Source organism: Kitasatospora sp. NPDC094028, assembly GCF_049543595.1.
In the GTDB taxonomy this organism is placed as follows: Bacteria; Actinomycetota; Actinomycetes; order Streptomycetales; family Streptomycetaceae; genus Kitasatospora.
In genome coordinates, this window is the sequence record NZ_JBMVFA010000010.1 from 66,158 (window position 1) to 92,050 (window position 25,893).

The window sequence follows — 25,893 nt, forward strand, 5'->3', positions numbered from 1 at the left end:
GCGGGCCGAGGATCGCAAACTAGGAGAGCAGGGAAGCCTGATGGCGGAGCTTACGATCCGTCCGGAGGAGATCCGGGACGCGCTGGCCGACTTTGTCCAGTCGTACCAGCCGGACGCCGCTTCTGTGGAAGAGGTCGGCACGGTCACTGACGCGGCGGACGGTATCGCGCATGTCGAGGGCCTGCCCTCGGTCATGGCGAACGAGCTGCTGAAGTTCGAGGACGGCACGCTCGGCCTCGCGCTGAACCTCGACACCCGCGAGATCGGTGTCGTCGTCCTCGGTGAGTTCGGCGGCATCGAAGAGGGCCAGACCGTGCGCCGCACGGGCGAGGTCCTGTCGGTTCCGGTCGGCGACGGCTACCTCGGCCGCGTCGTGGACCCGCTGGGCAACCCGATCGACGGCCTGGGCGACATCGCCGCCACCGGCCGTCGCGCCCTGGAGCTGCAGGCCCCCGGCGTCATGGCCCGCAAGTCGGTCAAGCAGCCGCTGCAGACCGGCATCAAGGCCATCGACGCGATGACCCCGATCGGCCGCGGCCAGCGCCAGCTGATCATCGGCGACCGCCAGACCGGCAAGACCGCGGTGGCCGTCGACACGATCATCAACCAGCGCGACAACTGGCGCTCGGGCGACCCGGAGAAGCAGGTCCGCTGCATCTACGTCGCCGTGGGCCAGAAGGGCTCCACCATCGCGTCCGTCCGCGGCGCCCTGGAGGAGGCCGGCGCGCTGGAGTACACCACCATCGTGGCCGCTCCCGCCTCCGACCCGGCCGGCTTCAAGTACCTCGCCCCGTACACCGGTTCGGCCATCGGCCAGGAGTGGATGTACGACGGCAAGCACGTCCTGATCATCTTCGACGACCTGTCGAAGCAGGCCGAGGCCTACCGTTCCGTCTCCCTGCTGCTGCGCCGCCCGCCGGGCCGCGAGGCCTACCCGGGTGACGTCTTCTACCTGCACTCCCGCCTGCTGGAGCGCTGCGCGAAGCTGAACGACGCCCTCGGCGGCGGCTCGATGACCGGTCTGCCGATCATCGAGACCAAGGCCAACGACGTCTCGGCGTACATCCCGACCAACGTCATCTCCATCACCGACGGCCAGTGCTTCCTGGAGTCCGACCTGTTCAACGCCGGCATCCGCCCGGCCGTGAACGTCGGTATCTCGGTCTCCCGCGTCGGTGGCTCCGCCCAGATCAAGGCCATGCGCTCGGTCGCCGGCCGTCTGCGCCTGGACCTCGCCCAGTACCGTGAGCTGGAGGCCTTCGCCGGCTTCGGTTCCGACCTGGACGCGGCCTCCAAGGCCCAGCTGGAGCGCGGTGCGCGCATGGTCGAGCTGCTGAAGCAGGGCCAGTACCAGCCGTTCCCGGTCGAGGAGCAGGTCGTCTCCATCTGGGCCGGCACCACCGGCAAGCTGGACGACGTCCCGGTCGCCGAGATCCGCCGCTTCGAGCGCGAGTTCCTGGACCACGTCCGCCTGCAGCACAAGGACCTGCTCGCCGGCATCGTCGAGACCGGTCTGCTCGCGGACGGCACCGTCGACGCCCTGACCGGCGCGATCGAGGCCTTCAAGCAGGGTTACCAGACCGCCGACGGCAAGCTGCTCTCCGAGCAGGCCTGAGTCCGGTAGCGAGGGAAAGGACGTAACGACCCATGGGAGCACAGCTTCGGGTCTACAAGCGCCGGATCCGCTCTGTCACCGCGACGAAGAAGATCACCAAGGCGATGGAGATGATCTCCGCGGCGCGCATCGGCAAGGCGCAGCGCGCGGTGGCGGCCTCCGCTCCGTACGCCGATGAGCTCACCCGGGCGGTGACGGCGGTGGCCACCCGGTCCAACGCCAAGCACCCGCTCACCACCGAGAACCCGAACGCCAAGCGCGCCGCCGTCCTGCTGATCACGGCGGACCGCGGTCTGGCGGGCGGCTACTCGTCCAACGCCATCAAGGCCTCGCTGACGCTCTCCGAGCGCCTGCGCGGCGAGGGCAAGGACGTGGTGACGTACATCGTCGGTCGGAAGGGTCTGTCGTACTACACCTTCCGCAACCTGGCGGTGGGGAACTCGTGGACGGGCTTCTCGGACAAGCCGACCTACGGTGACGCGAAGACGGTGGCGGCCGAGCTGATCGAGGCCTTCACGGCCGAGACCGGCGGTGTGGACGAGCTCCACGTGGTCTCGACCGAGTTCGTGTCCATGCTGACGCAGGACGCGGTCGAGGCGCGGCTGCTGCCGCTGAAGCTGGACGAGGTCCAGCTCAGCGACCAGACGCCGGCCAAGTCGGAGATCTTCCCGCTGTACGACTTCGAGCCGTCGGCGGAGGGCGTGCTGGACGCGCTGCTGCCGCGGTACGTCGAGAGCCGGATCTACAACGCGCTGCTGCAGTCGGCTGCTTCCGAGCACGCCGCCCGCCGCCGCGCGATGAAGAGCGCGACGGACAACGCCGGCGAGCTCATCAAGTCGCTCACGCGGCTTGCCAACTCGGCCCGCCAGGCCGAGATCACCCAGGAAATCAGCGAGATCGTCGGTGGCGCCAACGCGCTGGCTGACGCGAGCCGCGGGAGCGAATGAGTATGACCACCACTGTTGAGCCGACCACGGCGACGGGCCGCGTCGCGCGGGTCATCGGCCCGGTCGTCGACGTGGAGTTCCCCGTCGACGCGATTCCGGACATGTTCAACGCCCTTCACGTCGAGGTGGACAACCCCGACGGCTCGGGCAAGAAGACCCTGACCCTCGAGGTCGCCCAGCACCTCGGCGACGGCATGGTCCGCGGCATCTCGATGCAGCCGACCGACGGCCTGGTCCGCGGTTCGCAGGTCACCGACACCGGTGCCGCGATCTCCGTGCCGGTCGGCCAGATCACCAAGGGCAAGGTCTTCAACGCCCTCGGTGACGTGCTGAACGTCGACCAGGCGGAGTTCGACCAGCAGGTCGAGGTCCGCTGGCCGATCCACCGCAAGGCGCCGGACTTCAAGGACCTCGAGTCCAAGACCGAGATGTTCGAGACCGGCATCAAGGTCATCGACCTCCTCACCCCGTACGTCCAGGGTGGCAAGATCGGTCTGTTCGGTGGTGCCGGTGTCGGCAAGACCGTTCTGATCCAGGAGATGATCTACCGCGTCGCCGAGAACTTCGGTGGTGTGTCGGTGTTCGCCGGTGTCGGCGAGCGCACCCGTGAGGGCAACGACCTCATCGACGAGATGGTCGACTCGGGCGTTCTGGACAAGACCGCGCTGGTCTTCGGTCAGATGGACGAGCCGCCGGGCACCCGTCTGCGCGTCGCGCTGTCCGCGCTGACCATGGCGGAGTACTTCCGTGACGTCGAGAAGCAGGACGTGCTCCTCTTCATCGACAACATCTTCCGGTTCACCCAGGCCGGTTCCGAGGTGTCGACCCTGCTCGGCCGCATGCCCTCCGCGGTGGGCTACCAGCCGAACCTGGCCGACGAGATGGGCCTCCTGCAGGAGCGCATCACCTCGACCCGCGGTCACTCGATCACCTCGATGCAGGCGATCTACGTCCCCGCGGACGACCTGACCGACCCGGCGCCGGCCACCACCTTCGCCCACCTGGACGCGACCACCGTTCTGTCGCGCCCGATCTCGGAGAAGGGCATCTACCCGGCCGTCGACCCGCTGGACTCCACGTCCCGCATCCTCGACCCGCGGTACATCGCGCAGAACCACTACGACACGGCTGTCCGTATCAAGGGGATCCTGCAGAAGTACAAGGACCTCCAGGACATCATCGCCATCCTCGGTATGGACGAGCTGTCCGAAGAGGACAAGATCACGGTGCACCGCGCCCGTCGCATCGAGCGCTTCCTCTCGCAGAACACCTACGTGGCGAAGCAGTTCACCGGTGTCGAGGGTTCGACCGTGCCGCTGTCGGAGACCATCGAGGCCTTCAACTCGATCGCGGACGGCAAGTACGACGCCGTTCCGGAGCAGGCCTTCTTCATGTGCGGTGGCATCGAGGACCTGGAGAAGAACGCCGCCGAGCTGGCGAAGAAGTAGTCGCGGCCGGTAGCAGCTGAGTGACCGTGAGGGGTGGCCCCCGAGCCTGGGCCACCCCTCGCGTCGCATCGGCTGTGATTCCGGTCAAATCCGTGCCGTCGGTTTCATGCCGGAGGCGCGGGGCCGTTATTCTTACCGAAACTCCCGAGTAATCGGGGGTTGCATGAGCCTAGGAGCCCACGTTGGCTGAGCTGCACGTCGAGCTGGTCGCAGCCGACCGCAAGGTGTGGTCCGGTGCGGCCACCATCGTCGTCGCCCGTACGGCCTCCGGTGACACCGGCATCATGCCGGGCCACACCCCGGTGCTGAGCGTGCTGGAGACCGGTCCGGTCACCATCCGCACGACGGACGGCGGCACCGTGATCGCCGCGGTCCACGGCGGCTTCATCTCCTTCGCCGACAACAAGCTGTCTCTGCTCGCGGAGATCGCCGAGCTGGCGGACGAGATCGATGTCGCCCGTGCCGAGCGCGCACTGGAGCAGGCCAAGTCGGACCTGGACGCGCACGCCGAGCGTCGCGCCGAGGTGCGGCTGTTCGCGGCGCGCGGCCTCAAGGCCCACGCCTGAGTGCGCCGGACCCCGGCTTAGCGGGGTCGACCGACGGTCCCGGGGACGCGCGAGCGTGACCCCGGGACTGTCGTCGTAGTTGAGAGGTCAGCGCGGTCGCTTGATACGACCGCTACGGGGAACGCGGGTAGCGAGGAGGTAGGTGAGCATGGTCCTCGCGCTTGTGGTGTGTGCGGCGGTCGTGGCGCTGGGAGTCATCGGCCTGATGGCCTTCGCCGTGCGCCGCCGCCTGATCCAGCGGGTCGGCGGCACCTTCGACTGCAGCTACCGGCTCAAAATGCCCGCCGACGCCTCGACGCAGCCCGACCTCGACGAGAACGGCAAGCCCACCTCCGCCCCGGTCCCCCCGACCGATGGCAAGGGGTGGGTTTTTGGTATCGGCCGCTACAGCGGCGACTCCATCGAGTGGTTCCGGGTCTTCTCCTACGCCCCGCGCCCGCGCAAGGTGCTGCCGCGCCGGGAGATCGAGGTGCTGGGCCGGCGCTACCCGGAGGGGCAGGAGGAGCTGGCCCTGCTCTCCGGCTCGGTGGTGCTGCGCTGCCTGCACAACGGGGCACCGCTGGAGCTGGCGATGAGCGAGGACGCGCTCACCGGCTTCCTGGCCTGGCTGGAGGCGGCCCCGCCCGGCCAGAGAGTCAATGTCGCGTAGCGACGGGACTCTCGGATCGGGGCGCCCCCGGCCGGAGGCTGGGGGAGAGTCAATGTCGCGCAGCGACGAGGTCGGGGGTTAACGCCGCCTAACCCCGGCGGCTAGGGTGGCCGCATGGTCAATCTGACGCGCATCTACACCCGTACCGGGGACGACGGCACCACCGCGCTCGGCGACATGAGCCGGACCACCAAGACCGATCCGCGGCTGATCGCGTACGCCGACGCCAACGAGGCGAACGCGGCGATCGGGGTGGCGCTGGCGGCCGGTTCGCTGTCCGAGGACGTGGCGGCCGTGCTCACCCGGGTCCAGAACGACCTGTTCGACGTGGGCGCCGACCTGTCCACCCCGGTGGTCGAGGACCCGAAGTACCCGCCGCTGCGGGTGCTGCAGTCCTACATCGACCGGCTGGAGACGGACTGCGACCACTACCTGGAGCAGGTCGAGAAGCTGCGCAGCTTCATCCTGCCCGGCGGCACGCCCGGCGCGGCCCACCTGCACCTGGCCTGCACGGTGGTGCGGCGGGCCGAGCGCTCCACCTGGGCGGCGATCGCCGAGCACGGGGACACCGTCAACCCGCTGACCGCGAAGTACCTCAACCGGCTGTCCGACCTGCTGTTCATCCTGGCCCGGGTGGCCAACAAGGAGCGCGGCGACGTGCTCTGGGTGCCGGGCGAGAACCGCTAGTTCTCCACCTTCTCCACGACCCGGCCGTCCTCCGCGTGGACGCCGGCCGGCGGCTCCTTGGGCCACAGCGCGTAGCAGCCGGCCACGACCACGTTGACGACGGCCGCGATGCCCAGCTTCCAGTACCACGGGGCGAAGGTGCCGAGGTGGGCGTTGCCCGCCGAGAGCGGCACCAGCAGGCTGATCAGGCTCAGCGTGATCACCGCCGAGACGGCGGTGCGGCCGGCGATCCGCCACTCGTGCGCGGTCCGCTCCGGCCCGTACTTCGGGGCGGGCGGCGGCTTGGGGCCGCCGGCGAAGCGGTGCAGGAAGTGGCGGTCGGCCCAGGCCACCAGCGAGGGGCCGTAGCCGATCGAGAAGCCCGCGTAGCTCGCCGCGAGGGCGTGCGTCCAGCTCGCCTGGGTGCCGCCCCGCAGGTCGAGCACGGTGAGCACGTACAGGGCGAGGTCGACCGCGGGCAGGCCGATCAGCAGGGCGGTGCTGGTGCGGCGCCATCGCAGCAGGTAGCGGGCGGAGAGGGCGAGGCCGAGCACGATCCACCAGGAGATCTCGGCCGCGACGACGAGGGTGACGATCACGTTCTGCTCCCGGGCGTTCGGCGGTGCTTCCAGCGTCGTGCGCGGGCGGGCGGGTTTCGTCGTCGTGCGGTGCCGTCCGGGACTGCACCTTTCGATGTAGCGGCCTCCTCCGTGGACGGGAGCCGGGTGGCGCGCCCGGGATGGTGAGATGGGGGTGTGCTCGTACCTTCCGTCCCGCCGCGCCGCATGGACCGGCTGATCGCCCTGTGCGGGGTGCTCGGCGGCGCGGTGCTGATCGCCTTCAAGGTGTACGACCGGGCCGACGAGGTGCCGCTGTGGGCGGTGGTGGCGCCGCTGGTGGTGATGGCGGGGCTGGAGCTGGTCCGGCGCACCCGGCCGGTGCTCGCGGTGTCGCTGGGCGGGCTGGCCTTCGCGGCCGGTGTGTTCGCGGGCGGCCTGCTGGCGACGACGATCATGTACACCGACCTGCTGTACGCGGCGGTGCTCTACGGCACCCACCGGATGTCCCGGGTGCTGCACCTGACCGGTGGCTCGACGGTGCTGGTGCTCTCCGCGCTGGCGTGGTGGGCGAGCGGTACCGCGGCGGGGCTGCTGATCGTGGTGGTGAGCTCGCTGGTGTTCCTGGCGCCGGTGTGGACCGGCGAGCTGGTGCGCAAGCACCGGCAGGAGGCGGAGGCCGAGCGGCTGCGGGCGGAACAGACCGCGCTGCTCTCGGAGATGGACCGGCGCGAGGCGGTCGTCGCCGAACGGGCCCGGATGGCGCGGGAGTTGCACGACGTGGTGGCGAACCACCTGTCGGCGATCGCGATCCACGCCACCGGCGCGCAGTCCGTCGCCCGGCGGCGGCAGCTGCCTACGGACGATCCGCTGGTGGAGGTGCTGGCGGTGATCCGGGAGAACAGCGTCCAGGGATTGGCCGAAATGCGCCGCATGATCGGGCTGCTGCGGGACAGCGGCGGGGGAGAGGCCGACGCCTCGTACGCGGCGCCCGACCTGGCCGCGGTGGACGCCCTGCTGGCCAAGGCCCGGGCGGCCGGGCAGGACGTGGGGCTGGAGTTCGAGCTGACCGAGCGGGGCGAGCACCGGGACGTCCCGGTGCCGGTCGGGCTGGCCGCGTACCGGATCGTCCAGGAGTCGCTGACCAACGCGCTCAAGCACGCCGGGCCCGGACTGGTCCGGCTGCGGCTGGAGTTCGAGCCGGAGCGGCTGCGGATCGCCGTCGACAGCCCGTACCGGGGCGAGGCCGGGCGTGAACTGCCGGGCGCCCGGGCCGGGTTGGTGGGCATGTCGGAGCGGGCCGGGCTGCTCGGCGGCAGTTTCGAGGCCGGGCCGCGGGACGGGTACTGGAGCGTGCGCGCGGTGCTGCCGTGCGGACAGGGGAGCGAGGGGCGGGCATGACGATCCGGGTGCTGGTCGCCGAGGACCAGGCGGCGGTGCGGGCGGCGCTGGTGATGATCCTGCGGGCCGAACCGGACTTCGAGGTGGTCGGGCAGGCCGCGGACGGCGAGGCGGCGGTGCGGCTGGCGCTGGAGCTGCGGCCCGACGTGGTGCTGATGGACGTGCAGATGCCCCGGCTGGACGGCGTCTCGGCGACCCGGGAGGTGGTCGCCGCGGGCGCCGCCCAGGTGCTGGTGCTGACCACCTTCGACCTGGACGAGTACGTCTACGGCGCGCTGCGGGCCGGCGCGGCCGGCTTCCTGCTCAAGGACCTGGAGGCGGACACCCTGATCGAGGGGATCCGGACGGTGGCCCGCGGGGACGGCATGCTGGCGCCCTCGGTGACCAGGCGGCTGATCGGCACCTTCGCCCGCCCGGACCGGCCGGTCGGCCCGGCGGCGCGGGAGGCGGTGGCGGCGCTGACCGCCCGCGAGCGGGAGGTGCTGGCCTGCGTCGGCGCGGGGATGTCCAACGGCGAGATCGCGGCCCGGCTGGAGATGGCGGAGGCCACCACCAAGACGCACGTCAGCCGGATCCTGGCGAAGCTGGGGCTGCGCAGCCGGGTGCAGGCGGCGATCCTGGCCCAGGACCTCGGGCTGACCGTCTGACCGTCTGGCCGCCCGACCGCCTGACCGCCCGACCGTCGTCCTGGTCGGGTGACCGGGTCGGTTGCAGATCACACTCCCGATTGCTAGGGCGGGGAGCATTCGGGCATTAGAGTCCCGACGAGCGACGCGGCTCTCCGGCGGGTGACCCCTGCCCTGAGCCGCCTTCAGGGCCCGCCCTCGGGGCGGCGACGGCATCGGGAGACCCAGCCATGAGCAATGCGTCCAGCAAGCAGATCGCCGTGATCGGTGCCGGCCTGATGGGCGCCGGCATCGCCCAGGTGTCCGCGCAGGCCGGCCACCCGGTGGTGCTGCGGGACGTCACCGAGGAGGCGCTGCAGCGCGGCCTCGCCGGCATCCGCGCCTCGTACGAGAAGTTCGTCTCCAAGGGCAAGCTGAGCGCCGAGGACGCCGAGGCCGCGCTGGGCCGGATCACCACCACCACCGACCTGGGCGCCGTCGCCGAGGCCGACATCGTGGTCGAGGCCGTGTTCGAGAAGCTGGAGGTCAAGGAGGGCGTCTTCCGCGAGCTGGACAAGCTCGCCAAGGACGGCGCCGTGCTGGCCACCAACACCTCCGCCATCCCGATCACCCGGATCGCCGCCGTCACGCAGCGCCCGGAGTCGGTCGTGGGCGTGCACTTCTTCTCGCCCGTCCCGATGATGAAGCTGGTCGAGCTCGTCCGCGGCTACAAGACCAGCGACGAGACGATGGCCGCCGCCCGCGCCTACGCCGAGGGCGTCGGCAAGGACGTCGTGGTGGTCAACCGCGACGTCGCCGGTTTCGTCACCACCCGCCTGATCACCGCGCTGGTCGTCGAGGCCGCCAAGCTGTACGAGTCGGGCGTGGCCTCCGCCGAGGACATCGACACCGCCTGCCGGCTCGGCTTCGGCCACGCGATGGGCCCGCTGCAGACCGCCGACCTGACCGGCGTGGACATCCTGCTGCACGCCGCCCGGAACATCTACGACGAGACCCAGGACGAGAAGTTCGCCGCCCCGGAGATCATGGCCCGCATGGTCACCGCCGGCGACCTCGGCCGCAAGAGCGGCCAGGGCTTCTACCCGTACGAGGCCAAGTGAGCCCGCGGGTTCGATGACCTGGCGGGCCGTGCGATCGGAGCATCGTACGGCCCGCCGCCCGCGTCGGGTGAGTTTCCTCACGCCGGATGCCGCAGACGGGTGATTTGGGCGGGAATCGAGCGTAGGTGTGGAGACTGACTGCGTATATTCCCTCGGACGAGTGAAGTTGCTTCAGATTCGGCCGAAACCAGCAACCTGTGGTGCCGGTTCACCGTCAGATGAGGGAACCCGACGCCTCGCCGTCTCCCGGGCGAGGAGCCGCACCACGGCGGCCCACCCGATCGACACACCCCGCCCCGGCCACCAGAGCGACCAGGCGAAGGAGGAGAGCATGCGCATCACCGGCGACCACCGGGCGCTGGCCATCGAAGGCCGCCTCGATGTGCGCACCGCCGCCGACGCGCGGGCCCGCCTGCACCAGGCCGTCGACGGCGGCCTCGGTGACCTCGTGCTCGACCTCGCCCGGCTGGAGTTCTGGGACGCCACCGGCCTCGGCGTGATCATGGGCACCCACCGGCGGGCCGGGCGGATCGGCCGCCGACTGGTGCTGCGTTCCGTTCCGGCCCAGCTCCAGCGGCTGCTGGTGGCCACCAAGCTGCACCGCATCCTGGCGGTGGACGGCGGCGTCGCCGAGGCCCACGTCGTCTGATCCCCTCCTTCCCCGGGACCGCCCTGCGCGGCGGTCACCGGATGTGCGAGAGTCTGCCCGTCAGAATGACGGCCGCCGCCCGCTGCCCCCAGCCCCCGCGCGGCCGTGAACGGGACGTCAGCCGGCCGGCGCGCGGTGCCGGCGGCCGAGCACGATGCGGAGCAGAACGTGGCACAGCCATCCGGCGAGTTCCGGCAGGAAGCCGCCCGCACCCGCGGCGGCGAACTGGTCTCCGGCGGCCTGCTCGTCGGCGTCGGCGCCCCGGACGGCTCCGAGGCCAGGCCCTGCCCCGAGGAGTGGCGCCCCCGCCCCCGCCGGATCGAGCGCAGCGAACCCGCCCGCGGCCCGCTCGGCGGCGCCGGCCGCGCGGTCGGCCCGCTCGCCATGGGCGCCGGGCCCGCCGACCTGCCACTGCTCGACCGCGAGGCCGACATCGCCGAACTGCTCGGCCTGCTCGCCGAGGGCCGCTCGATACGCCTGGTCGGCCAGGCCGGCTCGGGCCGCAGCGCGCTGCTGTCGGCCGTCGCCGAGGCCGCCGCCGACCTCGCCCCCGGCGGCGTCGTCCAGCTCTGCGGACACCGCCGCACCGGCGCCGACCTGCTCCAGGACCTCTTCGCCGCCACCCACCACGCCCCCGGCTACCGGCCCGACCCGGGCCAGCTCGCCGGGCACCTCGCCGAGGTCGCCGCCGTCGTCGTCATCGACGGCGCCGAACCCTTCGGCGACGAGCTGGAGCACCTGCTCGCCGCCGCCCCCGGCTGCGCGTTCCTGCTCTCGGTCGCCCCCGGAAGCCCGGCCCTGCCCGCCGACTCCCGGCTCCAGGACCACCTCGTCGCCGGACTCTCCCGCGCCGCCTGCCTCGCCCTCACCGCGCGCCTGGCCGGGCGGCCCCTGGACGTCGCCGAGAAGGCCTGGGCGGTCGACCTCTGGTTCGAGTCCGAGGGACTGCCGCTGCGCTTCGTCCAGGCCGCCGCACTGCTGCGCCAGCGGGACGTCGCGGTGGACGCGCTGGTCGCCGCCGAGGAGGACCGCAAGGACGTCTTCGGGGCCGTCGAGGAGCCCGTCCGCCACCCCGACCCGGCGGTCCGCGAGAGCGCGTTGCGCCGCACCGTCCCGCTGCCCTCGGTCGCCGAGACGGCCTCGCCCGCCGTCCGGCTCGCGGAGGGGCTCAGCGAGTCCGCGCAGGCCGTCCTGCGCCTCGCCGTGGCGCTCGGCGGCGACTGCCCCACCGCGCCGCACCTGCCCGCGCTGATCGACGTCGGCCAGGGCGAGGCCGCCCTCGCCGAACTCGCCGACGCCGGGCTGGCGGTGTCCATCGGCGGGCACCACCGGCTCACCGCCGGCGCGCTCGAACTGCTCGTCCCGCACTGGCCCGCGCGCGGCTGCGTGGACGGCGCCGCCCAGCACTTCGCCTGGTGGGTCGGGCACAGCTCGGTGTCGCTGGAGCAGGTCGCCGCCGAGGCCGAGGTGGTGATCGGCGTGCTGCTCGCCGACCGGGCCGCCGGACGGCACGAGGCGGTGCTCCGGCTCGCCCGGGCGGCCGCCCCCGCCCTGGCGCTCGCGCTGCGCTGGGGCGCCTGGGAGCGGGTGCTGCAGCTGGGCCTGGAGGCGGCCCGGCGGGTCGGCACGCCCGCCGATCAGGCGTGGTTCCACCACGAGTCGGCCGTGCACGCGATCTGCGTCCGGCAGCCGTCCCGGGCCGTCGCCGAACTGGAGACCGCGCTCACCCTGCGCACCGCCGCCGGGGAGCAGCGCGGGGTCGCGGCCGCGCGCCGGATGATCGACCTGCTGCGCGCCGAGGGCCGCCAGCTGCCGGCCGGGCCGACCACGGTGGCGCCCGCGCGCGGGCCGGTGATCCGCAAGATCGCGGCCCGGGTGCCGCGCCGGCTGCGCTCCAGCCGGCGGCGGCGGATCGTCCTCGCCACCGCGGCCGTGCTCACCTTCGGGGTGCTCGGGACGGCGGCGGCGATGAGCCTCGGCCCGGACGAGCCGCGCGGGAACGAGCCGCACGGGCGGCTGGACGACGTCGGGGACAGTCAGAACGGGCTGCCGCCGGTGCCGCACACCAGCACCAGCCCCGGCGCGACCGCCACCACCGCGCCGGGCAGCCCGGCGGGGGAGAGCACCAGCCCGGGGCCGTCCGCGAGCGGCAGCGCCTCGCGCTCGCCGAGCGCGTCGGCGTCGTCGTCGCGCAAGCCCAGCCGCTCGCCGGGGGCGCAGGAGACGGATCCGGCGCAGCCGCCCGTCCAGGGGCCCGCGCAGCCGCCGGTCCAGCCGCCGGTGCCGCAGCAGCCCCAGCCGCCGCAGCCGAGCGCGCCGCCGGTGAACACCCCGCCGCCGACGATGACTGCGCAGCCGCCGGTCACCACGACTCCGACGGCTCCGACCTCGTCCGCGACGCCGAGCCCGACCAAGTCGCCCTGAGGGCGGCTCAGAACAGCTTGAGCTTGTCGTCGTCGATGCCGCGCAGCTCGTCGTAGTCCAGCACGACGCAGCCGATGCCCCGGTCGGTGGCCAGCACGCGGGCCTGGGGCTTGATCTCCTGCGCGGCGAAGACGCCCTTGACCGGGGCCAGCAGCGGGTCCCGGTTGAGGAGTTCGAGGTAGCGGGTGAGCTGTTCGACGCCGTCGATCTCGCCGCGGCGCTTGATCTCGACGGCCACCGTGGCGCCGTCCGCGTCGCGGCAGAGGATGTCGACCGGGCCGATCGCGGTCGGGTACTCGCGGCGGATCAGCGACCAGCCGGAGCCGAGCACCTCCATCCGGTCCGCGAGCAGCTCCTGCAGGTGGGCCTCGACGCCGTCCTTGATCAGGCCCGGGTCGACCCCGAGCTCGTGGGACGAGTCGTGCAGCACCTCCTCCAGCGTGATGATGAGCTTCTCGCCGGCCTTGTTCTCCACCGTCCAGACCCCGTCGGCCTCCTTGAGGGCGCACGGCGGGGACATCCAGTTGAGCGGCTTGTAGGCGCGGTCGTCGGCGTGGATGCTGACGCTGCCGTCGGCCTTGACCAGGATGAGCCTGGTGGCGGAGGGCAGGTGGGCGGAGAGCCGACCGGCATAGTCGACTGAGCAGCGGGCAATTACGAGACGCACGGTCGACCACGCTAGCCCACCGGGGCCAGTTGATGCGATTCCGGGACGACCGGGTGAAGAAAGCGCGAACGCCGCGAACATGGAGTTTCGGCGGGTCCCGCTTCCGCCCGTCGCGGTCTGGCGCCCGCCACATGGGGTCTCTACCGTGTGTGACGGCACGCTCGCGGGACCGGCGTCAACGGGGACGGAGACTTCAGATGAACGATCCGACAGGATCTGGCCAATCTGGTGTGCTGCTGCATGTTTCCGGAGCAATCCACAAGAATCACCAGCCTGTTCAGCTGCCGACTGCCACGCTGTTCTGAGCGCGTTCGGTGTCCGGGACGTCACGTCCCGTGGCGCTACCCCGCGGTGTCGCGAAGGTGCCGGAACCCCGTTCCACGGGTGCCGGACGCCCCACGCGGCTTCCGCCACCACCCTCACTGTGAGCTTGGACTACGCATGACCACCCGGGCGCCGCGCGGGTGGACCGCGAGAGGAGAATCCATGTCGCTCGACGTCTCACCGGCCCTGCTGGAGAAGGCCGAGCGGGGCGAGGTCGACGAGCGGGAATTCGTCGACTGCGTCCGCGTTTCGCTGCCGTACGCCTGGGACCTGATCAGCTCGCTGGTCGCCCAGGCGAAGGTCGACGGCACCGACTTCGCCGACAACCAGGTGCCGCCGCCCAGCGAGCAGGCCCGCGGCCAGCTGCTGCGCGCCCTCGCCAGCGACGCCATCCGGGGCGCCCTGCAGCGCCACTTCGGGGTCCGGCTGGCGTTTCAGAACTGTCACCGGGTGGCGGTGTTCCTGCCCTCCGAGGCCAACGAGAAGCGGTACGACCGCTTCACGTCGGTCCGGGAGCAGCTGCTCAACCAGTCCGAGGAACTGCGGGACTGCTGACGCGCGGTGCCGTGGCCGTGCCCCGTCGGCGGGGGCACGGCCACGGCCCGGTCGGTCTCCCGGCCGCCCGGGCCGCCCACGGCGGGCTCAACCCAGCTGCGGCAGGACCTCGGAGCCGAGCCGGGCGATGTTGTGCAGGGTCGCCTCGCGGTCGCCGCTGCCCTCCGCGAGGAGCGCGAACCGCCGGATGCCGGTGCGCTCGGCGGTGGCCAGCAGCCGGTCGGCGCACTGCCGGGGGGTGCCCACCGCGTGCAGGTCGCAGAGGAGTTCGGTGTACTGGTGCGGATCGCGCATCTTGCGCTCGCGGCCGTCCACCGTGCGGTGCGCGCCGAGCCCGTACTCGAACCAGCCGGGCATCGCGCCCAGCAGGGTCGCCCGCGCCGCCGAGGCGCGGTCGTCGACCTGCGCCACCCCGGCCGCCACGTGCTGGCGGCCGACCCGGCGCAGCTGCTCCTCACTGCGGCCGGCCGCGAGCCAAGCGGTGCGGTACAGCTCCAGCATCCGCAGCTTGTCCTCGTCGCCGGAGTGCATGCCGAGCAGCATCGGCAGCCCGCGCTCGGCGGCCAGCCGGACCCCGCCCGGCGAGGTGCAGGCGACCACCACCGGCGGGCCGGCCACCGGCCGCCCGGAGGCCGTCACGTCCTCGCGGGGCGGTTCGTCGTGCGGCGGTTCGGTGCGCAGCGGCTCGGCGTCCTGGCGCTGGCGCGGGAAGCGCACCGGCGCGGACTCGTCCAGGCCCAGCCAGCTGCCCAGGCCGGGCCGGCGCGGCGGCTCGGTGGCCCGGGGTACCACCGTCACCTCGGGGAAGCTGAACTGCGGGCCGTCCGCGCCCACCCGGGAGCCGCGCAGCCAGCGCAGCAGCAGGTCCAGCCGCTCCGGGAAGCCCTGCTCGAAGGCGTCCACGCCGCTGCCGAAGACGTCCAGGTCGATCCACGGCCCGCCGCGCCCGACCCCGAGGGTGAACCGGCCGCCGGAGGTGAGGTGCAGCAGCGCGGCCTGCTCGCCGAGCGCCACCGGGTGGGTGGTGGGGAGCACGCTGACGGCCGTGCCGACGCCGATCCGGCGGGTCCGGCCGAGCAGCAGCGCGGCCAGGGTCGCGGCGTTCGGGCAGACCCCGTAGGGGACGAAGTGGTGCTCGGCCAGCCAGACGCTGTCCAGACCCGCCCGTTCGGCCTCGACGGCGGCCCGGACGGTGCGGTCCAGCGCCTCGGCGTGGCTCTGTCCGGGGAACTGCGCGGACAGCAGGAACGCGCCGACCCGCACCGGGGCGGTGTCCGGCGGCAGCGTGCCGGCCCGCTGGGCGGCGGGCAGCGGCTCGCCCGCGACGGCCGTCACCGGCGCTGCGGTGGTCAGCGCAGGGCCGGGCGCCGGTGGCCGTACTCCGACGGGCCGGCGGGTCTCGGCGCGGGCGCTGGTCTTGGTCATCCTTGGGCCTCCTCGGGTGCGCGCAGGGTGCGGGCCCCGCCTCGTCCCTTCGTGGGTATCCGATGTCATGTGCCAATGGCACGCGAAACCCCGAATTTCGGTGATCACCGGGTGGATCTCGGTAAAAACCGCGAAGTGCCGGACGAACTCGTGATAGAGGCATTCAGATCGGGTGGACGGCCCGCAGGGCTAGGCTTGAGGACCCGAGCCACCGGAAGAGAGGCAGTCTGCCGTGTCGCCGCGCCACAACCGGAACCGGAGCGCCGCCCCCCGCGAGAGCGCCGAGCCGGCCGCCCCGCTCGGCGGATCGCTGCGCCGTACCGAGAGCTACCAGGGTGACGACTGGGTGGTCCAGACGGTCGCCGGGACGTCGGGGCGGCACTACCGCTGCCCGGGCTGCGACCAGGAGATCCCGCCGGGCGTGGGCCACCTGGTGGCCTGGCCGATGCACGGCGCCGGGGTCGACGACCGGCGGCACTGGCACCGGGCCTGCTGGGGCGCGCGGGAGCGCCGGGCCTCCAACGTCCTCCGGGGCCGCGGCGCTCCGCGGTACTGACGGTCCGCGGGGCCGTCACGCGTCGCGGTTCTTGAGCACCAGCGCGCCGCCGAGCAGGGCCGCCACCGTCCAGGCCAGACAGATGGTGAAGCCGGCCCACGGGCCGTACGGCTGGCCGTGCTGCTCGTACACCAGCAGCATCCGCGAGCCCGCGTAGTCGGGGAAGTAGTGGGCGAGGGTCTTGACCTTCGGCACCGCCGAGAGGATCGGCGAGAGCAGGAAGAAGAACGGCACCAGCACGCCGAGCGCCAGCGTCTGGTTGTGCAGCATGGTGGTCACGCCGGCCGCGAACAGGCAGAGCATGGTCAGGTAGAGCGCGGCGCCGAGCACCGCGCGCAGCACGTTCGGCTCGCCCAGGGTGGTGGAGTGCGAGCCGAGCAGGGCCTGGCCGAGGAAGAAGGTGACGAAGGCCGTCACCAGCGAGACCAGCAGGGCCAGGGCGCCGAGCACCACGGCCTTGCCGGCGAGCAGGGTGCCGCGCTGGGGGACGGCGGCGAGGGTGACCCGGATCATTCCGCTGCTGTACTCGTTGCCGATCGCCAGCACGCCGAAGACGATGATGGCCAGTTCGCCGAGCATGATGCCGGAGAAGGCGGTGCCGGTGGCGTCGAACGGGGTCTCGGCGTCGTGTCTGCGGAACTCGGTGAAGTTGTTGTTGGTGAGCAGGGACAGCAGCGCGCCGATGCCCACGGTGACCACGAAGGCCAGTGCGAGGGTCCAGACCGTCGAGCGGACGCTGCGGATCTTCGTCCACTCGGAGCGCAGGATCGCCGGGAAGGACGTCATCTCAGTTCTCCTCCTGCCGCACGGCCGCGGCCGGCCGGGCGCCGTCCGCCTTCCAGCCCGCGCCCCAGACGCCGGGCGCCCCGGCCGCGTCGCGGCCCGGGCCGTCACCCGCGTGGTACTCCACCGAGTCGGCCGTCATCTGCATGAACGCCTCCTCCAACGAGGCCTGCTGCGGGCTGAGTTCGTGCAGCACCAGGCCGTTGGCGGCGGCCAGTTCGCCGAGCCCCGCGAGGTCGCCGTCGACGACCTCGTAGGAGCCGTCCGGGCCCGGTTCGTGCCGCAGGCCGGCACCGGCCAGCAGGTCGAGCAGGCGCTCGGGCTCCGGGGTGCGCAGGCGGACGGCGGAGCGGGAGTTGCGCCGGATGAACTCCGGCATCGGCAGGTCGGCGAGCAGCCGGCCCTTGCCGATGACCACCAGGTGGTCGGCGGTGACGGCCATCTCGCTCATCAGGTGGGAGGAGACGAAGACGGTGCGGCCCTCGCCGGCCAGGCGCTTCATCAGGTTGCGGATCCAGAGGATGCCCTCCGGGTCGAGGCCGTTGACCGGCTCGTCGAACATGACGATCTCCGGGTCGCCGAGCAGGGCGGAGGCGATGCCGAGGCGCTGGCCCATGCCGAGCGAGAAGCCGCGGGCGCGCTTGCGGGCGACCGGGGTGAGGCCGACCAGGCCGAGCACCTCGTCGACCCGGCGCTCCGGGATGCGGTTGCTCTGGGCGAGCCAGCGCAGGTGGTCGCGGGCGGTGCGGCCGGGGTGGACGGCCTTGGCCTCCAGCAGCGCGCCGATGTACTTGAGCGGCTCGCTGAGCTGCCCGTAGCGCTTGCCGTCGATGGTGACCCGGCCGGCGGTCGGGCGGTCGAGGTCGAGGATCATGCGCATGGTGGTGGACTTGCCGGCGCCGTTGGGGCCGAGGAAGCCGGTCACCACGCCCTGCGGGACCCGGAAGCTGAGCCGGTCCACCGCGAGTGTCTTGCCGTAACGTTTTGTCAGGTCGTGCAACTCGATCATTCGGGCTCCCTACGGTCTTTGTCAGGCTAGGGCCTGTCTCGTGGGTTATGTCGGATCGGACTGCGGCGTCTGGGTGCGTGCATCGCAAGGCGGAGGAGGGAGCCACTGCGGAGCATTGGCGACCGACGACAACGCGGCGAGGTGCGTGCCCAGGCGTCGCAGGCCCGGCATAAGCCACGAGACAGGCCCTGGGGACAAAGGGGATATCGGGGCCCGCTGAGTGGGCCCGGTGGGCGTGCCGGAATACGGTGGGGGCCATGACCGAGCTCCCCTCCGCAGTGTCCGTCCGCGAGAGCGGTACCGGAACACCCCTCGTGCTGCTGCACGCCTTTCCGTTGAACGCCGCGATGTGGTCCGCCCAGCTGGACGCGCTGCCCGGCCTGACCGGGGACGAGGCCCGGGTGCTCGCCCCCGACCAGCGCGGGTTCGGCGGCACCGAGCTGGGGGCCGACGAGCCCTCGCTGGACCTGGTCGCCGACGACGTGGCGCTGCTGCTGGACGCGGCCGGGATCGAACGCGCGGTGCTCGCCGGGCTCTCCATGGGCGGCTACGTGGCGATGGCCTTCGCCCGCCGCCACCCGGACCGGCTCGCCGGCCTGCTGCTGGCCAACACCCGTGCCACCGCCGACGCCGACGCCGTCCGGGCCAACCGGGAGCGGATCGCCGCCGCCGTCAGCGCCCGCGACAGCGTCCGGCTGCTGCTGGACGAGGAGGTGGCGGCCGGGCAGCTGGGGCCGGACTCGCGGCACCTGCTCGCCCGGGTGGAGGCGATGGTCGCCGCCGCCCCGCCGGCCGCCGTCGCCTGGGCCCAGCGGGCCATGGCGGCCCGTCCGGACTCCCTGGACGTGCTGGCCGGCCTGCGGGTGCCGGTCGCCGTCGTGACGGGCGCCCAGGACCCCCTGGTGGCACCGGACGAGGCCGAGCTGATCCTCCGAGCCAGGCCGGACGCCGAACTGACCGTCATCCCCGGCGTGGGCCACCTGAGCGCCCTGGAGGCGCCCGAGGCCTTCGACGCCGCCGTGCGCCGGCTGCTGGCCCAGGTGGCCGCCGGATGAGCGACCGGATGAACGAGGCGGCGGGCTGGGACTACTCGGCCCTGGAAGTGACCGGCCGGATGCCGGTGACCAACCGCGGCGAGGGGCTGCTGGAGCTGACCCTGGAACCGCTCGGCGAGGACTACTGGATGCGCCCGGGGGAGACCTTCATCGTCACCTCGTACGGCGACTACGGGCCCGGCCACCCGTTCGAGGTGCAGTACTGGCCGGACTCGGTGTCGGTCTGGTGCACCTCCTGGTTCGGCACCGTCTCCGACGACGAGGGGAACCAGCTCAGCAGCGGCTACCAGCGGCCGGACGGGGCCTACCCGAGATAGTGAGTGCCGTGCACGCAACAGGCCCCCACCCGAACGGGTGAGGGCCTGCTTCGCGTGCGGCGTCGGTACAGGGGGCCGGCGCCGCGACGTCCTGGTCGCGGCGTCAGCGCGACTGCTGGGCGGGCACGCCCATGGTGTCGTCGCTCGGCACCCCGGCGGCGGCCACGGCCGCGCCGGTCAGCGTCGCCAGCATCTCGCGGACGTTGGTCAGCTGGGCGTTGATGCTGTCGCGACGGTTCGTCAGCGCCGCCAGCTCGCGCTCGGACTCGCTGCGGATCCGGTCGGCCTTGGCGTTGGCGTCCGCCACGATGTCCTCGGACTGGCGCTGGGCCGTCTCGACGGTCTGGCGGGCGCGGCGCTCGGCGTCCGTGCGCAGCTTCTCCGCCTCCAGGCGCAGCTGCTCGGCCCGGTGCTCGATCTCGGCGAGGCGCTTCTCGGCCTTGGCCTGACGGGCGGCCAGGTCGCGCTCGGACTGCTCGCGGCGCTTGGCCAGGTTCGTCTCGAACTCCAGCGCGGCCTGGGCGGCCTTGGTGCGGGTCTCCTCGAAGAGGGCGTCCGCCTCCTCGCGCTTGTTCTGGGCGTCCTTGTTGGCCTCGGCGCGCAGCTGGGCGGAGTCGCTCTTCGCCTTGTCGACGATCCGCAGGCCCTCGTCCTCCGCCTTGGCCTTGCGGTCCTTGGCGTAGTTCTCGGCCTCGGTGCGGACCTGCTGCGCGGCGGCCTCGGCCAGCTCGCGGTGCTGCTCGGCGGCGCGGTGCGCCTCGTCGCGCAGGTCCTTGGCCTCCTCCTCGGCGAGGCGCAGGATCTTCTCGACCCGGGCGCCGAGGCCGGCGTAGGACGGCTCCTGATCAGCGACCGCCGCCTGGGCGGTCTGGGTCTCCAGGTGGAGCTCCTCGATGCGCTTCTCCAGCGCGCTGATCCGGGTCAAGGCACTGTCACGGTCGGCCACCAGCTTGGTGATCCGCTCGTCGACCTGGGCGCGCTCGTACCCACGGCGCACCAGGTCGAAGCCGTGAGGGGAGTGACTGTCGCTCATGGGACTCTGGGCTTCCTGTCGTCAAACCGCTGAGGTGGTTGAGGGAATCCTGACACGGTACCGGAGTGTCGACGGCGATATGCCGTTCTCTCACGGACAATGACCGCCAATGTCCGCTCAATCGGGTGGTGCGTTCTTGGAACGATTGCCGCCCGACCGGGGGGAGCCAACTCCGGCACCGGCCTTGGCACCCCCGTCCTTCTTGCTGTTTCCCCCGTTGGTCTGCGCGACCGGCGCCGGTGCTTCGAAGGCCTCCAGGGCGGACAGCACGTCCTGGACCCGGGAGATCTCGGTGTTGATGTCCTTGCGGCGGCGCACCAGTTCGTCCAGCTCGCGCCGGCCCTCGTCGGTGACGCGCTTCGCCTCGGCCTTCGCCTCCGCGACCAGCCGCTCGGCCTCCGCCTTCGCCAGCTCGATCTGCTCGTCGGCGGTCCGGTCGGCCTCCTGCAGCCGCTTCTCCGCCTCGGCGGCGGCCTTGTCCAGCCGCTCCTCGGCCTCCGCCTCGGCGGAGGTCAGCTTCGCCTCCGCCTTCTCGATCAGTGCCTCGGCGCGGTCGGTGGAGGTGGCGAGCTTGGTCTCCGCCTCCTTGAGCAGCCCCTCGGCCTTGCGCACGGCCGAGAGCCGGACCTTGCTGGCCTCCGCCGAAGCCTCCGAGGTGAGTTCGGACGCGCGGTCCTCGGCGGCCGCGACCAGGGCGGCGGCGCGGTCCTCGGCCTCGGCGACGGTGGCCACCGCCTGCTCCTCGGCCTCGGTCAGCTGCTCCTGAGCGGCCGTCACCAGCGCGTCCACCCGCTCGCCGGCCGACTTCATGGCCGCCGCGTTCTCCTTGCGGGCGCGCTCGTGCAGCGCCTCCACCTCGGCGTCGGTGCGCTCGCGCAGCTCCTCGGCGCGCTCGCGGATCGCGGTCGCGTCCCGGCGGGCCTCGGCGAGCAGGGCGTCCGCGTCGGAACGGCCCTTCTCCACCTCGGCCTGGCCGGCCGCCTCGCCCGCGGCGACCAGCCGGTCGGCCTCCTTGCGGGCGGCGGCGACCATCGCGTCCGCCTGCTCCTCGGCGGCGGCGGTGGTGGCCAGTGCGGTGGTCTGGGCGTCCTCGCCGAGCGCCTCGGCGTCCGCGAAGGCCTTCTCCAGCACGGACTTGGCCCGGTCGCGGGTGGCCTTGTCGAACTGCTCGGCGGCCTCCCGGGTCTCCGCGTCGTAGGCGTCGGCGCGGGTGCGGGTGGCGGCGTCGTAGTCGTCGGCCAGGCCGCGGGTGGCGAGCGCGTACTCCTCGGCCTCGGCGCGCAGCCCGGCGGCCAGCTCCTCGGCGTCGGCGACCGTCCGGGCCGCGTGCGCCTCGGCGTCGGCGACGGTCCGGACGGCCTGAGCCTCGGCGTCGGCGCGCAGCTGCTCGCCGGCCTCCTCGGCGGCCCGCAGTTCGGCGTCGGCGTCGTGGCGCAGCTGTTCGTCGTAGGCCTGCGCCTCGGCGCGCTGCCGGCCCAGCTCGGCCTCGGCGGCCTCGCGCTCGGCGGCGAGCTCCAGCTCGGTGCGCTCGCGCAGGGCGGTGACGTACTGCTCGGCCTCGGCGCGCTGCTCGGCGGTCTCGGCCTCGGCGCGGGCGCGCAGCTCGGCCGTCTCGCGGTCGGCGAGCTCGCGGACCTCGGCGGCGTAGCGATCGGCGTCCTGGTGCTGCCCGAGGGCGTACTCCTCGGCGGCCTCGCGCAGCTCGGCGACCTGCTGGTCGGTGGCCTCGCGCAGCTCGGCCGTCTCGCGGTCGGCCAGTTCGCGCAGCTCGGCCGTCTCCCGCTCGGCGACGGCGCGGACCTCGGCGACCTCGCGCTCGGCGGCGGCCTTCAGCGCGGCGATCTGCTCGGCCGCGGCCTCGTGCAGGCCGGCCACCGACTGGCGGACCTCGGCGGCCTCGTCCTCGGCGTCGGAGACCAGCCCCGCCCCCTCGGCCCGGGCGGCGGCGACCAGCTCCCGGCCCTCGGCGCGGGCCTGCTCCAGCTCCTCGGCGGCCTCGCCGCGGATGCCCTCCGCGGCCGCGCGGGCCTCGGACAGCGTGCGGCCGGCCTCGGCGCGGACGGTCTCGGCCTGCTCGTTGGCGAGCGCGAGCTCGGCGGCGGCCTGCTCGCGGACGGTCCGGGCGGCCTGGTCGGCGTCGGCCGCGCGCTTCTCGGCGGCGGCCTGGGCCTGCGCCAGCAGCTCGTCGGCGGCCTCGTGCTGCTCGGCGGCGTAGCGGTCGGCGGCCTCGTGCTGCTCGGCGGCGTAGCGGTCGGCGTCCTGGCGCTGCCCGAGGGCGTACTCGTCGGCGTCCGCGTGCTGCTCGGCGACGTACCGGTCGGCGGCCTCGCGCTGCTCGGTCGTCTCCCGTTCGGTGCGGGTGCGCAGCTCCTCGGCGGTCCGCTCGGCCTCGGTGCGGACCCGGTCGGCGTACTCGGCGGCCTCGGTGCGCTGGGCGGTGGTCTCCCGCTGGACCAGGGCGCGCTGCTCGGCGACGTACTGGTCGGTCGCCTCGCGCAGCTCGGCGGTGGCCTGGTCGGCCTCGGTGCGGACGCGGTCGGCGTACGCCTCGGCCTCCGCGCGCTGCTCGGCGACCTGCCGGTCGGCGGTGTCGCGCAGCTCGGCGGCGGCCTGCTCGGCCTGCTCGCGGGCGGCCCGGGCGGCGGCCAGCTGCTCGGCGGTCTCCTCGCGCTCCTGCCGCAGCCCGGTGGCGGCGGCCTCGTGCTCGCGCCGGCTCTCCTCGCGCAGCGCGGTGGCGGCGGCCTCGGCCTCGGCCCGGGTACGGGCGGCCTCGGTGTCGGCCTCGGTGCGCACCCGCTCGGCGTCGGCGACCGCGGCGTCCCGGACGGCGTTCGCCGCGGCCTGCGCGTCGGCCGTCAGGGCCTCCGCGGCGGCGGTTGCCTCGGCGCGCACCCGCTGGTCGAACTCGGTTGCGTCGCGCCGGAGTTCGACGGTCTCGCGCTCGGCGGCGACCCGGTTCTCGGCGGCCGCGGCCTTCGCGGCGGCGAGGGCGTCCTGGCCCTGCTGCTCGGCGGCGGCGGTGATCTTCTCGGCCTCGGTGCGGGCCCGGGCCAGGGTCTGCTCGGCCCGGCCCTGGGTCTCGGCGGCCTGCTCCTGGGCCTGCTCGCGCAGCCGCTCGATCTCCCCGGCGGCGCCCGCGCGCAGCTCGTCCGCGTCGGCCTTGGCCTTGGTGAGCAGTTCCTCGGCGTTCTTCGCCGACTCCTCGATCTGCAGGACGGCCTGGCGGCGGGCCTCGCCGCGCACCCGGTCGGCCTCGGCGGCGGCCTGGGCGCGCAGCTCCTCGGCCTCGGCCCGCAGCCGGGCCGCCTCGTCCTGCATCTGCTCGATCCGCTCGCGGATCGCGGCGGCGTCGTCCAGGGCGGCGTTCTGGGCCTGCTCGACGGCGGCCTGGGCCTGCTCGCGCAGGCGCTGGGCCTCGGCGGCGGCCTCGGTGCGGATCCGCTCGGCCTCGGCGGCGGCCTCGCCGCGCGCCGCCTCGGCGTCCTGGTTGGCCCGGTCGAGCACCTCTTCGGCGGTCTTGGCGGCCGTGGCGAGGTGGACGGCGGCGTCCTTGGCGCCGGCCGCCCGGCCCTCCTCCTCGGCCTCGCCGCGCAGTCGCTGCGCCTCGGCCAGGGCGGTGGCCCGCAGCTCGGCGACGTCCCGCTCGGCCCGGGCGCGCAGTTCGGCGATCGCGGCCTCGGCGTCGGCCTTCAGCTCGGCGGCGACGGACTCGGCGGTGGCGCGGAGCCGCTCGCCCTCCTCGGCCGCGGCGGCCTTGGCGGCGTCCGCCTCGGCCTGCTTGGTGGCGGCCTCGGCGCGGGCGGCCTCGGCCTCGGCGCGGATCGCCTCGGACTCCTTGGTGGCCTGGGCGACGAGTCGGGCGATCTCGGCCCGGGCGGTCTGGGAGCGCTGCTCGTTGGCGGCCTCGCCGTCCAGGGCCTTGCGCTCGGCGGCGGCCTCGGCGTCGGCCTGCAGCTGCTCGGCGGCCTGCTCGGCCTGGGCGTGCAGCTCGGCGGCCTCGCGGCGGGCGCGCTCGGCCTCGGCGATGGCCTCGGCGCGCAGCCGCTCTATCTCGGACTTCGCGGCGCCGAGCTGCTGCTCGGCGCGGGTCTGCTCGGCGGCGGCCTCGGCCTTGAGCCGGTCGATCTCGGCGCGGGCGGCGGCCAGCTGCTGTTCGGCGGCGGCGTGGGCGGCGGCCAGCTGCTGCTGGGCCTCGCCGCGGGCCGCGTCGACGTCCGCGGCGGCCTGGGCGCCGGCCTGCTGGGCCTGCTCGGAGGCGGCGCGCAGCATCCGTTCGGCGTCGCTGTGGGCCCGCTTCAGGGCGGCCTCGGCGGCGGCCTGGGCCTCGCCGCGGGCGGCGTCCACGTCGGCGGCGGTCTGGGCGCGGGCCTGGTCGGAGAGCGCGACGGCCTCGGCGCGGGCGGCGGCGACCATCCGCTCGGCCTCGACGCGGGCCTCCTGGAGCAGGCGGTTGGCCTCCTGCTCGGAGCCGGCCCGGGTCTGCTCGGCCCAGCTGTTGACGTGCTGCTCGGCGGAGCGGCGCAGCTCGGTGAGCTCGTCCTCCAGCTGGCGGCGGCGGGCGGCCAGGTCGGCCTCCAGCCGGGCGGTGCGCTCGGCGGCCTCGGCCATGATCCGCTGGGTGGCGGCCTGGGAGTCGCGCAGCTGGCGCTCGGCGTCGGCGCGCAGCTGCTGGGCCTGCATCTCGGCGGTGCGGAGCATCTGCTCGGCCTGGCCGGAGACGGCGTCGAAGGCGCGCGGCTGGGCGAGCATGCGACGGGACTCGTGCAGCTTCGCCCGGAGCACCTCCACCTGGTAGGCGAGGTCCTCGGCGTGCTCGACGGCCTTGTCCCGGTCCTTTCGAGTCCGACCCATCTCGGCCTCGAACTGGGAGAGGTGATCGTCAGCCTCGTAGCGGTCGTTGCCCCGCACTCCGCGGTCCCATCCATCTCCTGGTCGCGTCTTCGACCCGGCCGGTCCCGGGCCCCCGATTCCCGGGGCGCCGGTCCTGCTGGTCCTTGCATCCGCAGTCGCTGGACGACCCCCGTCTAGCCGGGGCCGCCCGCCGCGGTCGCCGGAATCCTGGGCGCGGGAGCGCGGGTGTGCCGCGTTCCCCCGTCCGAGTGGACTCCTGGGCGAACTCTTGCCTCGTGGAGAATGGTGACAGATCCGTGTTGCGACTGTTCAGCCGTGCCCGCGTAGTGGACTCCCCTTGCGACGGGCCGACCGCCGCAGGGCGGACAGGCCTGTCATCGGCCATGCCCGTCGTCTCCGTTCCCCGGAGCCTCCGCGCACCTGGGCATTGTAGTGGGACGCCACTGCGGGGGAATGGCCGCGTGGGGGTTTTCCGGCTCTCCGGCGAGGTTACTGACGGGTCGCTAGCCGTGCGGGGTGCCGCTGTGGTGCCGCGGTGGGGGGGGGCCCGGGCCGGGGGCCCCCCCCCCCCGGGGGGGGGGGGGGCCAGGGTTTTACGCGGGCCCCGGGGGGTGCCCGACAGGGAGGGAACCCCCCCCCCACGTTTGGTGGGGGTGTGTTTTTAGAGGAA

22 protein-coding genes are annotated in these 25,893 nt (G+C 73.5%); 15 read left to right on the top strand and 7 right to left on the bottom strand.

Annotated elements, in window-relative coordinates:
* Positions 1-40 precede the first annotated feature (40 nt).
* The 6 genes from atpA to ACPC54_RS17420 all read left to right on the top strand — a co-directional run bounded on the left by atpA (position 41) and on the right by ACPC54_RS17420 (position 5,912).
* Positions 41-1,615: a F0F1 ATP synthase subunit alpha gene (gene atpA / locus ACPC54_RS17395; RefSeq protein ID WP_498965670.1), complete on the top strand. Its 1,575-nt coding sequence runs from the start codon at positions 41-43 to the stop codon at positions 1,613-1,615.
* A 32-nt stretch (positions 1,616-1,647) separates the two neighbouring features.
* Positions 1,648-2,562: a F0F1 ATP synthase subunit gamma gene (locus tag ACPC54_RS17400; RefSeq protein WP_498965671.1), complete on the top strand. Its 915-nt coding sequence runs from the start codon at positions 1,648-1,650 to the stop codon at positions 2,560-2,562.
* Between the two features lie 2 nt (positions 2,563-2,564).
* Positions 2,565-4,010, top strand: a complete 1,446-nt coding sequence (gene atpD, locus ACPC54_RS17405) for a F0F1 ATP synthase subunit beta (protein WP_498965672.1) — start codon at positions 2,565-2,567, stop codon at positions 4,008-4,010.
* Between the two features lie 182 nt (positions 4,011-4,192).
* On the top strand, positions 4,193-4,576 hold the full coding sequence (locus ACPC54_RS17410; RefSeq protein WP_045694825.1) for a F0F1 ATP synthase subunit epsilon: 384 nt from the start codon (positions 4,193-4,195) through the stop codon (positions 4,574-4,576).
* Between the two features lie 148 nt (positions 4,577-4,724).
* A complete protein-coding gene (locus ACPC54_RS17415) occupies positions 4,725-5,225 on the top strand; it encodes a DUF2550 domain-containing protein (RefSeq protein WP_030057523.1) in 501 nt (166 codons plus the stop codon).
* 114 nt (positions 5,226-5,339) lie between these two features.
* Positions 5,340-5,912, top strand: a complete 573-nt coding sequence (locus tag ACPC54_RS17420) for a cob(I)yrinic acid a,c-diamide adenosyltransferase (protein WP_498965673.1) — start codon at positions 5,340-5,342, stop codon at positions 5,910-5,912.
* Here ACPC54_RS17420 and ACPC54_RS17425 read toward each other — a convergent pair.
* Complete coding sequence (locus ACPC54_RS17425; protein WP_498965674.1) at positions 5,909-6,490, bottom strand: hypothetical protein; 582 nt, start codon at positions 6,488-6,490, stop codon at positions 5,909-5,911. The two genes, ACPC54_RS17420 and ACPC54_RS17425, sit on opposite strands and share 4 nt — an antisense overlap.
* A 156-nt stretch (positions 6,491-6,646) precedes the next feature.
* Between ACPC54_RS17425 and ACPC54_RS17430 the strand changes: the two genes are divergently transcribed.
* From ACPC54_RS17430 to ACPC54_RS17450, 5 genes are all read left to right on the top strand, one after another.
* Positions 6,647-7,849 carry a sensor histidine kinase gene (locus tag ACPC54_RS17430; protein ID WP_498965675.1) on the top strand — a complete coding sequence of 401 codons (1,203 nt, stop codon included), beginning with the start codon at positions 6,647-6,649 and terminating at the stop codon, positions 7,847-7,849.
* Positions 7,846-8,496, top strand: coding sequence for a response regulator (locus tag ACPC54_RS17435; protein ID WP_498965676.1), 651 nt, complete (start codon positions 7,846-7,848; stop codon positions 8,494-8,496). Before ACPC54_RS17430 ends, ACPC54_RS17435 begins: the two co-directional genes overlap by 4 nt.
* A 209-nt stretch (positions 8,497-8,705) precedes the next feature.
* Positions 8,706-9,575 carry a 3-hydroxyacyl-CoA dehydrogenase family protein gene (locus tag ACPC54_RS17440; protein WP_498965677.1) on the top strand — a complete coding sequence of 290 codons (870 nt, stop codon included), beginning with the start codon at positions 8,706-8,708 and terminating at the stop codon, positions 9,573-9,575.
* 331 nt (positions 9,576-9,906) lie between these two features.
* The gene (locus ACPC54_RS17445; protein ID WP_498965678.1) at positions 9,907-10,224 is read left to right on the top strand and encodes an STAS domain-containing protein; all 318 of its coding nucleotides are present in this window, start codon (positions 9,907-9,909) and stop codon (positions 10,222-10,224) included.
* Positions 10,225-10,392: 168 nt separating this feature from the next.
* A complete protein-coding gene (locus ACPC54_RS17450; RefSeq protein ID WP_498965679.1) occupies positions 10,393-12,648 on the top strand; it encodes an ATP-binding protein in 2,256 nt (751 codons plus the stop codon).
* A gap of 7 nt (positions 12,649-12,655) precedes the next feature.
* On the opposite strand, the gene nucS is transcribed toward ACPC54_RS17450, so the two are convergent.
* Positions 12,656-13,315 (bottom strand): endonuclease NucS, encoded by a 660-nt coding sequence (nucS, locus tag ACPC54_RS17455; RefSeq protein WP_045694843.1) that lies wholly within the window; start codon positions 13,313-13,315, stop codon positions 12,656-12,658.
* A 486-nt stretch (positions 13,316-13,801) separates the two neighbouring features.
* Between nucS and ACPC54_RS17460 the strand changes: the two genes are divergently transcribed.
* Positions 13,802-14,194, top strand: coding sequence for an SCO5389 family protein (locus tag ACPC54_RS17460; RefSeq protein ID WP_498965680.1), 393 nt, complete (start codon positions 13,802-13,804; stop codon positions 14,192-14,194).
* Between the two features lie 87 nt (positions 14,195-14,281).
* On the opposite strand, the gene ACPC54_RS17465 is transcribed toward ACPC54_RS17460, so the two are convergent.
* The gene (locus tag ACPC54_RS17465) at positions 14,282-15,457 is read right to left on the bottom strand and encodes an LLM class flavin-dependent oxidoreductase (RefSeq protein WP_498965849.1); all 1,176 of its coding nucleotides are present in this window, start codon (positions 15,455-15,457) and stop codon (positions 14,282-14,284) included.
* A gap of 394 nt (positions 15,458-15,851) precedes the next feature.
* Between ACPC54_RS17465 and ACPC54_RS17470 the strand changes: the two genes are divergently transcribed.
* The gene (locus ACPC54_RS17470; RefSeq protein ID WP_498965681.1) at positions 15,852-16,175 is read left to right on the top strand and encodes an Rv1322 family protein; all 324 of its coding nucleotides are present in this window, start codon (positions 15,852-15,854) and stop codon (positions 16,173-16,175) included.
* 15 nt (positions 16,176-16,190) lie between these two features.
* Here the strand turns inward: ACPC54_RS17470 and ACPC54_RS17475 are convergent, their stop codons facing one another.
* Together ACPC54_RS17475 and ACPC54_RS17480 are read right to left on the bottom strand one after the other, a co-directional pair.
* Positions 16,191-16,961, bottom strand: a complete 771-nt coding sequence (locus ACPC54_RS17475; RefSeq protein WP_498965682.1) for an ABC transporter permease — start codon at positions 16,959-16,961, stop codon at positions 16,191-16,193.
* Position 16,962: 1 nt separating this feature from the next.
* Positions 16,963-17,967: an ABC transporter ATP-binding protein gene (locus ACPC54_RS17480; RefSeq protein WP_498965683.1), complete on the bottom strand. Its 1,005-nt coding sequence runs from the start codon at positions 17,965-17,967 to the stop codon at positions 16,963-16,965.
* Between the two features lie 257 nt (positions 17,968-18,224).
* Here ACPC54_RS17480 and ACPC54_RS17485 point away from each other — a divergent pair, with 257 nt between their 5' ends.
* Positions 18,225-19,022 carry an alpha/beta fold hydrolase gene (locus tag ACPC54_RS17485; protein ID WP_498965684.1) on the top strand — a complete coding sequence of 266 codons (798 nt, stop codon included), beginning with the start codon at positions 18,225-18,227 and terminating at the stop codon, positions 19,020-19,022.
* Positions 19,019-19,339: a hypothetical protein gene (locus ACPC54_RS17490; protein WP_498965685.1), complete on the top strand. Its 321-nt coding sequence runs from the start codon at positions 19,019-19,021 to the stop codon at positions 19,337-19,339. Before ACPC54_RS17485 ends, ACPC54_RS17490 begins: the two co-directional genes overlap by 4 nt.
* A gap of 103 nt (positions 19,340-19,442) precedes the next feature.
* Here ACPC54_RS17490 and ACPC54_RS17495 read toward each other — a convergent pair whose 3' ends face one another.
* Both ACPC54_RS17495 and ACPC54_RS17500 read right to left on the bottom strand, forming a co-directional pair.
* Positions 19,443-20,372 carry a coiled-coil domain-containing protein gene (locus tag ACPC54_RS17495; protein WP_045694855.1) on the bottom strand — a complete coding sequence of 310 codons (930 nt, stop codon included), beginning with the start codon at positions 20,370-20,372 and terminating at the stop codon, positions 19,443-19,445.
* Between the two features lie 117 nt (positions 20,373-20,489).
* Positions 20,490-25,280, bottom strand: a complete 4,791-nt coding sequence (locus tag ACPC54_RS17500) for a polarized growth protein Scy-related protein (RefSeq protein ID WP_498965686.1) — start codon at positions 25,278-25,280, stop codon at positions 20,490-20,492.
* Between the last annotated feature and the right edge of the window lie 613 nt (positions 25,281-25,893).

Excerpts from the sequence above, each read along its gene's own strand:
- atpA (WP_498965670.1), top strand. The coding sequence starts at position 41 with ATGGCGGAGCTTACGATCCGTCCGGAGGAGATCCGGGACGCGCTGGCC.
- atpD (WP_498965672.1), top strand. The coding sequence starts at position 2,565 with ATGACCACCACTGTTGAGCCGACCACGGCGACGGGCCGCGTCGCGCGG.
- ACPC54_RS17495 (WP_045694855.1), bottom strand. The coding sequence starts at position 20,372 with ATGAGCGACAGTCACTCCCCTCACGGCTTCGACCTGGTGCGCCGTGGG.
- ACPC54_RS17415 (WP_030057523.1), top strand. The coding sequence starts at position 4,725 with ATGGTCCTCGCGCTTGTGGTGTGTGCGGCGGTCGTGGCGCTGGGAGTC.
- ACPC54_RS17400 (WP_498965671.1), top strand. The coding sequence starts at position 1,648 with ATGGGAGCACAGCTTCGGGTCTACAAGCGCCGGATCCGCTCTGTCACC.
- ACPC54_RS17475 (WP_498965682.1), bottom strand. The coding sequence starts at position 16,961 with ATGACGTCCTTCCCGGCGATCCTGCGCTCCGAGTGGACGAAGATCCGC.
- ACPC54_RS17445 (WP_498965678.1), top strand. The coding sequence starts at position 9,907 with ATGCGCATCACCGGCGACCACCGGGCGCTGGCCATCGAAGGCCGCCTC.
- ACPC54_RS17460 (WP_498965680.1), top strand. The coding sequence starts at position 13,802 with ATGTCGCTCGACGTCTCACCGGCCCTGCTGGAGAAGGCCGAGCGGGGC.
- ACPC54_RS17480 (WP_498965683.1), bottom strand. The coding sequence starts at position 17,967 with ATGATCGAGTTGCACGACCTGACAAAACGTTACGGCAAGACACTCGCG.
- ACPC54_RS17440 (WP_498965677.1), top strand. The coding sequence starts at position 8,706 with ATGAGCAATGCGTCCAGCAAGCAGATCGCCGTGATCGGTGCCGGCCTG.
- ACPC54_RS17485 (WP_498965684.1), top strand. The coding sequence starts at position 18,225 with ATGACCGAGCTCCCCTCCGCAGTGTCCGTCCGCGAGAGCGGTACCGGA.
- ACPC54_RS17435 (WP_498965676.1), top strand. The coding sequence starts at position 7,846 with ATGACGATCCGGGTGCTGGTCGCCGAGGACCAGGCGGCGGTGCGGGCG.
- ACPC54_RS17420 (WP_498965673.1), top strand. The coding sequence starts at position 5,340 with ATGGTCAATCTGACGCGCATCTACACCCGTACCGGGGACGACGGCACC.
- ACPC54_RS17490 (WP_498965685.1), top strand. The coding sequence starts at position 19,019 with ATGAGCGACCGGATGAACGAGGCGGCGGGCTGGGACTACTCGGCCCTG.